This window comes from Serratia sp. ASV30 (assembly GCF_016428815.1).
GTDB lineage: Bacteria > Pseudomonadota > Gammaproteobacteria > Enterobacterales > Enterobacteriaceae > Chania > Chania fonticola_C.
The window spans coordinates 36,588-46,826 of the sequence record NZ_JAELTL010000045.1 but is presented as its reverse complement, the minus strand read 5'-3'; the positions used below and the strand labels follow the sequence as shown (position 1 = coordinate 46,826).

11 protein-coding genes are annotated in these 10,239 nt (G+C 53.8%); 6 read left to right on the top strand and 5 right to left on the bottom strand.

All coding sequences use genetic code 11. The features are described 5' to 3' along the window. On the top strand, positions 1–186 hold a 186-nt coding region (locus JHD74_RS18555), incomplete at its 5' end, for a hypothetical protein (RefSeq protein ID WP_199063258.1). A gap of 482 nt (positions 187–668) precedes the next feature. On the opposite strand, the gene JHD74_RS18550 is transcribed toward JHD74_RS18555, so the two are convergent. From JHD74_RS18550 to JHD74_RS18535, 4 genes are all read right to left on the bottom strand, one after another. After that, positions 669–2,009, bottom strand: coding sequence for a cytochrome c (locus JHD74_RS18550; protein WP_199063257.1), 1,341 nt, complete (start codon positions 2,007–2,009; stop codon positions 669–671). Between the two features lie 11 nt (positions 2,010–2,020). Further along, positions 2,021–3,805, bottom strand: coding sequence for a GMC family oxidoreductase (locus JHD74_RS18545; protein ID WP_199063256.1), 1,785 nt, complete (start codon positions 3,803–3,805; stop codon positions 2,021–2,023). Between the two features lie 2 nt (positions 3,806–3,807). Continuing rightward, complete coding sequence (locus JHD74_RS18540) at positions 3,808–4,533, bottom strand: gluconate 2-dehydrogenase subunit 3 family protein (RefSeq protein ID WP_199063255.1); 726 nt, start codon at positions 4,531–4,533, stop codon at positions 3,808–3,810. A 307-nt stretch (positions 4,534–4,840) separates the two neighbouring features. Beyond that, the gene (locus JHD74_RS18535; protein ID WP_024530028.1) at positions 4,841–5,503 is read right to left on the bottom strand and encodes a transglycosylase SLT domain-containing protein; all 663 of its coding nucleotides are present in this window, start codon (positions 5,501–5,503) and stop codon (positions 4,841–4,843) included. Between the two features lie 109 nt (positions 5,504–5,612). On the opposite strand from JHD74_RS18535, the gene ghoS reads away from it, so the two are divergent. The 5 genes from ghoS to JHD74_RS18510 all read left to right on the top strand — a co-directional run bounded on the left by ghoS (position 5,613) and on the right by JHD74_RS18510 (position 9,590). After that, on the top strand, positions 5,613–5,912 hold the full coding sequence (ghoS, locus tag JHD74_RS18530; RefSeq protein ID WP_024486844.1) for a type V toxin-antitoxin system endoribonuclease antitoxin GhoS: 300 nt from the start codon (positions 5,613–5,615) through the stop codon (positions 5,910–5,912). 129 nt (positions 5,913–6,041) lie between these two features. Next, positions 6,042–6,980, top strand: a complete 939-nt coding sequence (locus tag JHD74_RS18525) for a metal ABC transporter substrate-binding protein (protein ID WP_074030958.1) — start codon at positions 6,042–6,044, stop codon at positions 6,978–6,980. Further along, positions 6,977–7,867 (top strand): manganese/iron ABC transporter ATP-binding protein, encoded by an 891-nt coding sequence (locus tag JHD74_RS18520; RefSeq protein WP_024530031.1) that lies wholly within the window; start codon positions 6,977–6,979, stop codon positions 7,865–7,867. Before JHD74_RS18525 ends, JHD74_RS18520 begins: the two co-directional genes overlap by 4 nt. Beyond that, complete coding sequence (yfeC, locus tag JHD74_RS18515) at positions 7,867–8,730, top strand: iron/manganese ABC transporter permease subunit YfeC (RefSeq protein ID WP_199063254.1); 864 nt, start codon at positions 7,867–7,869, stop codon at positions 8,728–8,730. The genes JHD74_RS18520 and yfeC overlap by 1 nt, the downstream gene beginning before the upstream one ends. Next, a complete protein-coding gene (locus JHD74_RS18510; protein ID WP_199063253.1) occupies positions 8,730–9,590 on the top strand; it encodes a metal ABC transporter permease in 861 nt (286 codons plus the stop codon). The genes yfeC and JHD74_RS18510 overlap by 1 nt, the downstream gene beginning before the upstream one ends. 20 nt (positions 9,591–9,610) lie before the next feature. On the opposite strand, the gene JHD74_RS18505 is transcribed toward JHD74_RS18510, so the two are convergent. Next, positions 9,611–10,060, bottom strand: coding sequence for a GNAT family N-acetyltransferase (locus tag JHD74_RS18505; protein ID WP_024530034.1), 450 nt, complete (start codon positions 10,058–10,060; stop codon positions 9,611–9,613). Positions 10,061–10,239 lie beyond the last annotated feature (179 nt).

The following is a 10,239-nucleotide window of genomic DNA, read 5'->3' as shown; positions in this document are numbered from 1 at the left end:
CCCCCCCCCCCCCCCCCCCCCCCCCCCCCCCCCCCCCCCCCCCCCCCCCCCCCCCCCCCCCCCCCACCCCCCCCCCCCCCCCCCCCCCCCCCCCCCCCCCCCCCCCCCCCCCCCCCCCCCCCCCCAAACCACTTTTTTAGTTGGCATCGTCGGCAGCGTCAGATGTGTATAAGAGACAGCAAATAGGGTAAACCGCAACTTATCATGTTCGGAAAAGCAGCGTATCGATTAACCTTACACATTTCCTTTTGAACTTGATGCGCTTTCTGTAGGTATATTTTTTACCAAGACTAATACAGATACGCTTACGCCTATCGACCTCAAAAGCGACGGAAACGTACACTACTATCAATAAAACTATTACCATCACGCCCCTAACCTCCCTTTAATTTCAATTCCCCCTTACGATTAACATTAATAACATTAATGAAATTTTTATTCACCACCTAAAAAACCCACAACAACCTAATCAATAACAATGACATATATGAAATATGAAGTTAAACATCTCGCTAAAAGGTAAAATACTCAGATAAAATAGCTTAAAACCCTAGGAACACACCGATAAAGGTGATTAAAAATCAACCACCCTGAAATGATTAACAAATCTAATTTATTTAAGGATAATTAAGACGATTAAAGGGCCTCGAACGAGGCCCTTGGGAAGCTTACTTGGCACCCAGCGGCGCTGGCTCTGGGACAGCAGAACTGCCCATCGCCTTCTCATCGCGGATTATTGAACGATCCTTACGCACGTCAGCCACATCGGAGGCACTGATGGCCTTGGCATTGTTCCCCCAGCTCGAACGGATAAAGTTCACCACGTCCGCCACCTGCTGGTCGTTCAAGCGCCAGCCAAACGGCGGCATGGTGAGATTGGAAACTGCTCCCTTCACCGCTGGCGTGGTATTGCCGACCAACACAATGTGGATCAGCGAAGTCGCGTCTTCGGTCTGCACCACCGGGTTGCCCTTCAGCGCCGGGAAGGCGCGCTTGTAACCAACACCATCGGTACGATGACAAGCGGCGCAGTTATCGACGTACAGCGCGGCTCCGGGCTTACTGTCGTTACCACGCCACAAATCTTTGGCAACGCTGTCTTCAACCGGTGCGGCCTGCTGTTTACCGTCTTTCGGCGGTAAGGTTTTCAGATAGCGGGCGATCGCGGTCAAATCCTCATCGCTGAGATATTGCAGGCTATGTTCGATCACGTCGCTCATGCCACCAAAAACCACAGACTTATCGTTGCGGCCGGTTTTCAGGAACTCGGTCAGTTCACTCTCGCTCCAGGTGCCTAGGCCATCTTTATTATCGCCACGCAGGCTGGATGCCACCCAACCGTCGATCGGCGCGTTACTGCCAGACAGGTAGTCATCCCCTTCCGTGTTGCTCAATGCTTTCTCTTGCATGGTCAGGCTACGCGGCGTATGGCATGCCCCACAGTGCCCAAGGCCTTCGACCAGATAGCGACCACGTTCGATAACCGGATCGGCGTTAGCGTTTGCCGAGAAATCGGCAGGCGTGGGTGCAAACATCGAACGCCAGATGCGCAATGGCCAACGCATGGACAGCGGCCAGGGAATATCGGAGTCTTTGTTCGCTTGTTCGACGGGTTGCACGCCGTGCATGAAATATGCGTACATGGCACGCATATCCTCCTCTTTTACCAGCGCAAAAGAAGGATAAGGCATCGCCGGGTACAGAGTGCTGCCGTTCTTGGCGACACCTTTACGTACCGCATTGTCGAAATCTTCAAAACTGTAATCGCCAATCCCGGTTGTTTTGTCCGGGGTGATGTTGGTGGAATAGATAGTGCCAATCGGCGTTTCCATCGCCAAACCACCCGCAAAGGGCACGCCGTCTTTACCATTGGTATGACAGGCCACACAGTCACCGGCACGTGCCAGATATTCACCCCGTTTGAGCAATTCGCTGCTGTCCGCCGCGTCCTGCGCCAAAACGGAAAAACTCAGTGCACTGAGAACCAGTGCGGGAACCAAAGCTTTCATCACTCGCCTCCTCATGCCTGCACCAATGGGCCTGGGTTTTTCAGATACTGCTCGCGAATGGCACGGGCAGACCAATAGGCCAACGCGGCAACGGTGCCGGTCGGGTTGTAGCCTAGCCCCTGCGGGAAGGCCGATGCGCCGATCGAGAACACGTTATGCACGTCCCAGCTTTGCAGATAACGGTTTACCGCGCTGGTCTTGGGATCTTCTCCCATCACCGCACCGCCGTTCATGTGCGTAGTTTGATAGCTGGTGGTATCGAAATGGCTGTTGGCATTTTTCGGGCTGCCGGAAATCAGTTTCGGGTTCATCGCCTTGGCAATCGGAGCCATCTTGTTAAACATAAACTGCGCCATCTTGATGTCGTTTTCCTGCCAGTCGAAGGTCATCCGTAGCAGAGGTTGACCAAAGACGTTTTTATAGGCCGGATCGAGATCGAGGTAATTGCTACGATAAGACTGGTGCGCGCCATGCGCATCCATAGAGACATGGTGCGTATAAGCATCCGCCACCGCGGCTTTCCACTTGCTGCCCCAGGCTGGAGTGCCAGGAGGCGTCGGCAGGCCGGAGATCGGTTTGGTACCCGCCTGGTTAACCCAGAATGGTGAGCCACCGACAAAGCCTTCTTTGCCGTGGTCAAAGTTATCCGCGTTAAAATCATCCACACCGACGCCGTTGCCGCCAGCGCCGATAAACGGGTTGGTGTGGACATCCTTATCGAAGAACGCCTTGATGGTAGTCATGTTCTGGTAGGCAAAATTACGCCCAACCACCCCTTCACCGGTCTGTGGGTCGTAAGGTTTGCCAATGCCGGAGAGCAGCATCAGGTGCACATTGTGGAACTGGAAGGCTCCGAGGATCACCAGATCGGCAGGTTGTTCAATCTCGCGCCCCTGGGCATCGATATAGTTGACCCCGGTCGCCCGGCTTTTGTCGGCGGTCAGGTTAACCTTCAGCACGTTGGCGTTGGTACGCAGCTCAAAGCGCTTCTCCATGCGCAGTGCTGGCAGGATATTGACGTTTGGCGAGGCCTTGGAATACATGTAGCAGGCATAACCGCTGCAATAACCGCAGAAGTTGCAAGGACCCATCTGCGCGCCATAGGGATTGGTATAGGAATCTGAGGTATTGGCAGAGGGCAGATTGTAAGGGTGATAACCCACTTCACGCGCCGCCTTTTCAAACAGCTGCGCGGAGAAGGTGTTCTTCTGCGCTGGCAGTGGGAAATGGTCGGAACGGTCTGGTGCAAAGGGGTTTCCGCCTTTGTCTTTACCCACCAACTGCCCCTTCACCGACCAGGCAGTGCCTGAGGTGCCGAATACCTTCTCGGCCTTATCGAAGAACGGCTCCAGCTCGTCGTAGCTCACCCCAAAATCCTGGATCGTCATGTCTTTTGGAATAAAATTTTTGCCGTAGCGCTCTTCATAATGGCTGCGCATACGCAGCTCGATAGGATCGATACGGAAATGCACGCCAGACCAGTGCAGACCCGCTCCACCCACGCCGGTGCCTGGCAGGAAAGCCGCCAACTGGCGATAAGGCACTGCGGTTTGGCTGGTGTTGTGACGGATGGTCACCGTACTTTTGGAAAGGTCCTGGAACAGCTTACGGCGGATATTATAGGTCAGCTCATCGATCACCTGCGGGTAGGAGCCGTCTGGGTAGGTATCGCGCATCGGGCCACGCTCAAGCGCCACCACGTTCAGCCCGGCCTCGGTCAACTCCTTGGCCATAATGGCACCAACCCAACCAAAACCGACGATCACCACATCCTGCTTCTTCATTACCGTTGCCATAATTATCCTCTCTCCCCACGAATCGATACCGGTGGGAAGGGATAACGTTCCCCTCGCTCAACCCAGTCCATAAAGTCAGCGCGTGCGCCCGGAAAATTAATCAGCTTCCATCCCACCATTTCTTTGTTACCGCCATGGATCGGATCGCTGAAAAAACCTTCACGGGTATTTTGTAATAGATAAGAGAAGAACAGCTTGGCAGGCAGTTGCGCAAAATCGGCCTCACCGGATTCGAACTTCTGCAACAGCGCATCCTGTTGTGCGCCATCCAGCTCGGCGAATACTTTACCTGTCGTTTTCTTGCTGTAGGCATCCGCATCGCTGATACCGAGGTTATAAATCTGTTTCGGCACCAACGGTAGTTGATAACCCATTTCCGGTGCGACATCGGGATTGAACGGCCCTTGCATGTACCAGATTGAACCGGTGGCATAAGGCGTATTCATCTGCCGATCGATAAACTCCGGCACGCCGGCTTCCAAAGCGCCCGGGCCGCGCTCGTCCGCAGGGATCAAACGCGCAACCGCCGCCTGAACAAAGGCCCACTCTTCGGGGGTAAAGAAAGTAGGTTGATAGTCAGTCTGCTTGGGAGTATCGCTAGCGGCAAGCACCGGTGTGGCCGCCGTCAGGGCACTCACACCGCAGCCACCGATAACGGCTGCGGGGATCAGCGTCATCGACTTCAGCAAGAAATCACGCCGGGAGTTGTTGGTTTTATCGTTCGACATAGCACATTCCTTCCAAAAAAAATCACAACTATTTAACCTCAACCTCGCGGTCTATACGGAGTTTAAACATATATTGTTACGTAATTGTTTATTTTTTGAAGGCCAGAATGTGAGCTTTGGCAGCAATGTTACCGGTAACTATTTGATTGAACGTAAAGTTTTCTTTGTTAATGTAAAATTAACAATTTGTGCGGTTTTTTAGTTCAAAAGGCGGGAGAACAGCGGAAATGGGATGTGTAGCACATTTTTACCGGCAAGAAATAGCAAAACCGGCCCCTTAGCGAGGCCAGCCGTAGACAATCTTAGGCTAGTAGGCCATCGCTTGATAAGCGGTGGTAACCTTCCACAAGTAACGCGGCGCTTGCGGTGCCGGGTGCTTCTTCTGGATATGCTGATAAAACTCGTCCGGGCTCATCTGATTGATGCGGTTTACCGCCACACGTTTATCTGATGAGAAGGTCCGTAACATCGCGCCAGCCCCGTTCACATAGGAAACGATGGTGGCATAACGTAACGTTTGTGGATTAGTGATCCCGGCTAGCTGCTGGCTTTGAAGAATATTGATATAGGCTGTTCCCAGATCAATATTGACCGCCGGATCCTTCAACTCACGTGAACTTGGCTGTCCGTTCTTTCCCTTCATACGGTAAGCATCACGTCCAGCGGTTGAGGCTTTCAGCTGCATGAGCCCCACGGCATTCGAGGTGCTGACCACATTCGGGTTAAACCCGGACTCCACCTGAATGATCGCCTTAATCAGCGTTTCATCGACGCCATAGTTGCTGGCGGCCTGACGGATATAATCGTTATAAGCGACCGGTGTACCGGTACGGTTGCTTGATGTTTGCGGTGGGGTTTTTAGCCAACCGCCCGAAGTGCCACTGCCTGTCTGGTTGCCGGTTGTTTGCGGATCTTTCGCACAACCGGCTAATAGTACGATTGCCATCAGGCAACCTATTTTTGTTTTCACAGAATCCCTCACTCCTTTCAATGAGTTGCGTAGCATATACAACTGGTAAGGATACCTGCATAACTTTTTTGGTCTATTCTCAGGCTATCCATATACCAAGAGGTGATTTATGAGTCAATCTTCGTCCATAGGATTTGTGGTGTCTTTCACCTATCCGGAACAGAGCTTAACCGATTTAGCCAAATTAACCGGACAAATGACGCTGGCCGGTTTTTCCACCATGCTCAGCGACAGCAATGGCGTACCCCATGAGCTGGGGATCAACAGTTTTTCGCTAACAACGCCATTAAATCAAGAAGATGTAAAACAGTTGGCACAGGGGTTGGGCGAGGTGGCATTGGGGGCAAAACCCGAGGTGGAGATAGTCACTGGCAGTGACTACTTTAAGCGGTTACATCCCGATACATAAAATGTTATAACTCACACGGCGGTACTATTTCATTAACAACAAACTAACCCCTTGGCAAAGCTGGGTGATGCTTGACTTCCGCTCAATTGATATTGATAATCATTTTCATTTGAATCAGGAGACGTCATCATGCCAATGAAAAACAACGTATTTACTCGTCGTCGTTTTAGCTTGTCCCACTTTCGCCCCCTTGCCCTGCTCTGCGTATGCCTCAGCGTTATTGCTGTGAGCCAACCGGCTTTGGCAAAGGACAAGCTGCGCGTGGTGACAACCTTCACCATTATCCAGGATATCGCCCAGAACGTGGCAGGCGACGCCGCGGTGGTAGAGTCCATCACCAAGCCTGGGGCGGAAATCCACGACTATCAGCCCACGCCGCGCGATATCGTTAAGGCACAGCACGCCGATCTGATTTTATGGAACGGAATGAACCTGGAGCGCTGGTTCCAACGTTTCTTCGAAAATATCAAACAAGTGCCCGCCGCCGTAGTGACCGAGGGGATCACCCCGCTACCGATCCACGAAGGCCCGTATAACGGTAATCCAAACCCCCATGCCTGGATGTCGCCAAGCAATGCGCTGATCTACATCGAGAACATCCGCAAAGCGCTGGTACAGCACGATCCTGATAACGCGGAAACCTATAACCGCAATGCCAAAGCCTACGCTGAAAAAATCGCGGCGCTGGATGCCCCGCTACGCGAGCGTTTGTCGCGTATTCCGTCAGCCCAGCGCTGGCTGGTAACCAGCGAAGGTGCTTTTAGCTATCTCGCCAAAGATTATCAACTGCAAGAAGTCTATCTGTGGCCGATCAACGCAGACGAACAGGGTTCACCGCAGCAGGTGCGCCGGGTGATTGATACCGTGCGGGCCAACCACATTCCGGTGGTGTTCAGCGAAAGCACCATTTCGGATAAACCTGCCAAGCAGGTGGCCAAAGAAACCGGCGCACAATACGGCGGCGTGCTGTACGTCGATTCGCTGTCTGCCGCCGACGGGCCGGTGCCCACCTATATCGATCTGCTCAATGCCACCGTGCAGACCATCGCCAAAGGATTCAATCAATGAGTGCAGAGACCTTTATCCGCCCTGAGCTCAGCGTGGATGACGTATCGGTCACCTATAACAACGGCCATACGGCGATCCATAACGCCAGTTTTACCCTTAGCGGTGGTTCGATCTGTGCGCTGGTGGGGGTTAACGGCAGCGGAAAATCGACCCTCTTCAAAAGCATCATGGGCCTGGTAAAACCGACATCTGGCCAAGTGATGCTGAGCGGGCAACCGGTTGTCGCCGCGCTGAAGAAAAATATTATCGCCTACGTGCCGCAAACCGAAGAAGTTGACTGGAACTTCCCGGTGCTGGTGGAAGACGTGGTGATGATGGGCCGCTACGGTAAAATGAACTTCTTGCGCATTCCTACCAAGGAAGACCGGCTACGGGTCGATAAGGCCTTGGAGCGCGTTGGCCTGAGTGAGCTGCGTAGCCGACAGATCGGCGAGCTTTCCGGCGGGCAAAAAAAACGTGTATTCCTGGCCCGTGCCCTGGCTCAGCAGGGAACGGTGCTACTGCTTGATGAGCCTTTTACCGGCGTGGATGTCAAAACCGAGAACGCCATTATCGAGCTGTTACGTTCGCTGCGCGATGAGGGACACCTGATCCTGGTATCGACCCACAACCTTGGCAGCGTGCCGGAGTTTTGCGATCGGGTGATCCTGATTAACCGTACCGTGCTGGCCGCCGGCCCGCTCGAGACCACGTTCACGCAAAGCAATCTGGAACTGGCATTCGGTGGTGTATTGCGCCATATCAACCTCTCCGGTCCCGATTTGCACGATGACAACGATCCCCGCACCGTGACGGTATTAACCGATGACGAACGCCCTGCGGTGTTTTATGGCCATACCAAGAGCGATCCTCCAGCGCAAAGTCAGCAAAAGGAGAATAATCCCTGATGCTCGAACTCCTGCTACAGCCGTTCAACTACAACTACATGGTCAAGGCGATGTGGGTCAGCGCCATCGTCGGTGCGGCCTGCGCTTTTCTGTCGGCGTATCTGATGCTGAAAGGCTGGTCGTTGATGGGGGATGCGCTTTCCCACTCCGTGGTGCCTGGCGTGGCCGGTGCCTATGCCCTTGGCCTGCCCTATGCAGCCGGTGCATTTTTCACTGGTATGTTGGCCGCGCTGGCGATGACGTTGGTACGCCACGTTACCCGCCTGCGCGAGGATGCGATTATCGGCTTTATTTTCTCCACCTTTTTCGCCGTCGGCCTGTTGATTATTTCACTCAATCCCACCTCGGTGAACGTGCAGTCGATCATCTTCGGCAATATTCTCGGTATCGCAGATGAAGACGTGTTACAGGTGGAGATTATTATCGGCGTTTCGTTACTGATCTTATGCCTGGTGTGGAAAGACCTGCTGGCGGTATTTTTCGACGAGAACCACGCGGTATCGATCGGGCTTTCGCCATTAAAGTTGAAGATCCTGTTCTTTACCCTGCTGAGCGCTTGTACCGTGGCCGCACTGCAAACCGTCGGCGCCATTCTGGTGATCGCCATGGTGATCACTCCCGGTGCTACCGCCTATCTGCTGACCGACCGTTTTGGTCGGCTGGTGATTATCGCCATCGCGATCGGCGCCTTGACCAGCGGCCTGGGTGCCTATCTAAGTTTCTTCGTCGACGGGGCAACCGGCGGCGTGATCGTCACGTTGCAAACGCTGGTGTTCCTGTCGGCCTTCCTGTTCGCACCGAAGCACGGGCTGTTAGCCTCAAAACGCCGCGTCACCCGTGGCAATTCTCCGGAGGGCAACTGATGGAACTCCTGTTGCAATGGTTCTCTGAGCCGTTTGCCTATCCCTTTATGCAGCGCGCCATCATCGCGGCTATCGTCACCGGTGTCGTCTGCGCCGTGCTGTCTTGTTATCTGGTGTTGAAGGGCTGGTCACTGATGGGAGATGCCATTTCTCACGCTGTGCTTCCCGGCATCGTGCTGGCCTTTGTGTTCAGTATTCCGCTGGCGATTGGCGCATTTCTTTCCGGCATTTTCTGCGCGGTCGCGACGGGTTATCTGAAAGAACACAGCCGGGTAAAGGAGGATACGGTGATGGGAATCGTATTCTCGGGCATGTTTGCCTTTGGGCTGGTGCTGTTTGCCCGCATAGATACCGATCAACACCTCAGCCATATCCTGTTCGGCAATATGCTGGGGATCACCGACGGTGAACTGCAGCAAACATTGTGGATCGCCGGGATCACGCTGGCGATCGTGCTGCTCAAGCGCCAGGACTTTATGCTCTACTGTTTCGATCCGAACCATGCGCGCGTCATTGGTCTGCCAGTGAAGTTACTGCACTACGGCTTACTGTGCCTGCTAGCGTTAACCATTGTGGCCTCGCTACAGGCGGTGGGAGTGATCCTGGTGATTGCGATGCTGATCGCACCGGGGATCATTGCATTCACCCTGTGCCGAAGTTTCAACCGGATGCTGATCGTCGCCACCGTCGCTTCGGTTTTTTCCTGCGTGCTGGGCACGCTGATCAGCTTTCATATCGACGGCGCAACCGGGCCGTGCATCGTGATCGTGCAGGCGCTGCTGTTTGTCATCGCCCTGCTCTATAGCCACTTCAAACCCGTGCAACGTCACGAAATCACCGTAGTTAAAACCACCCCGTAGGCGCCGCATGCGGCGCCCATTTATTGCTGCTGATAAATATCGGGCCGTGCGATCTGCCAGACAAAGTCCTGCTTATTGACCGGCTGATAGCCTACCTGTTGATACAGCCCCGGGGCACTGCTGGTCACCAACATAATGCGCCGCAAGCGTTGTAACACCGGATGCTCCAGCATGCAGGCCATCAACCATTTGGCCAGCCCCTGCCGCGTAAACTCGGGGATGACGAACACGTCACACAAATAGCCGAACGTGGAGTAGTCCGTCACCAGCCGGGCAAAACCAATCTGCTGGCGCTGATGATAAAGGCCAAAACACAGGCTGTTGTCGATCGACTGCTGCACCGTTGTCAACGAGATCCCCTGCGCCCAACTGGTAGTCGCCAAAAAAGCGTGGGTGACAGCCAGGTCCAACTCGCTTTTATCACTGTTGATACGAAACTCACCGCGCTGCCACTGCTGACTCGGCTCCATTGCCCACTCCCGTGAAAATTGATTGGTTTGAAAGTAACGTCTAAACATCGTCGAGCTTTTGCCAAGTTGCAAGCTGAGACGTACTTAAATTAATCAATAGCGTATATACTTTGACCAGACACGCGGCGATGATATTTTCGTCAATAGATGGCGCAGCTGTGCGCCACATCGTGTTTTCG

Bases quoted from the DNA above. Each gene is read 5' to 3' on its own strand.
- JHD74_RS18550 (WP_199063257.1), bottom strand. From the start codon at position 2,009: ATGAAAGCTTTGGTTCCCGCACTGGTTCTCAGTGCACTGAGTTTTTCC.
- JHD74_RS18545 (WP_199063256.1), bottom strand. From the start codon at position 3,805: ATGGCAACGGTAATGAAGAAGCAGGATGTGGTGATCGTCGGTTTTGGT.
- JHD74_RS18540 (WP_199063255.1), bottom strand. From the start codon at position 4,533: ATGTCGAACGATAAAACCAACAACTCCCGGCGTGATTTCTTGCTGAAG.
- ghoS (WP_024486844.1), top strand. From the start codon at position 5,613: ATGAGTCAATCTTCGTCCATAGGATTTGTGGTGTCTTTCACCTATCCG.
- JHD74_RS18525 (WP_074030958.1), top strand. From the start codon at position 6,042: ATGCCAATGAAAAACAACGTATTTACTCGTCGTCGTTTTAGCTTGTCC.
- JHD74_RS18520 (WP_024530031.1), top strand. From the start codon at position 6,977: ATGAGTGCAGAGACCTTTATCCGCCCTGAGCTCAGCGTGGATGACGTA.
- yfeC (WP_199063254.1), top strand. From the start codon at position 7,867: ATGCTCGAACTCCTGCTACAGCCGTTCAACTACAACTACATGGTCAAG.
- JHD74_RS18510 (WP_199063253.1), top strand. From the start codon at position 8,730: ATGGAACTCCTGTTGCAATGGTTCTCTGAGCCGTTTGCCTATCCCTTT.
- JHD74_RS18505 (WP_024530034.1), bottom strand. From the start codon at position 10,060: ATGGAGCCGAGTCAGCAGTGGCAGCGCGGTGAGTTTCGTATCAACAGT.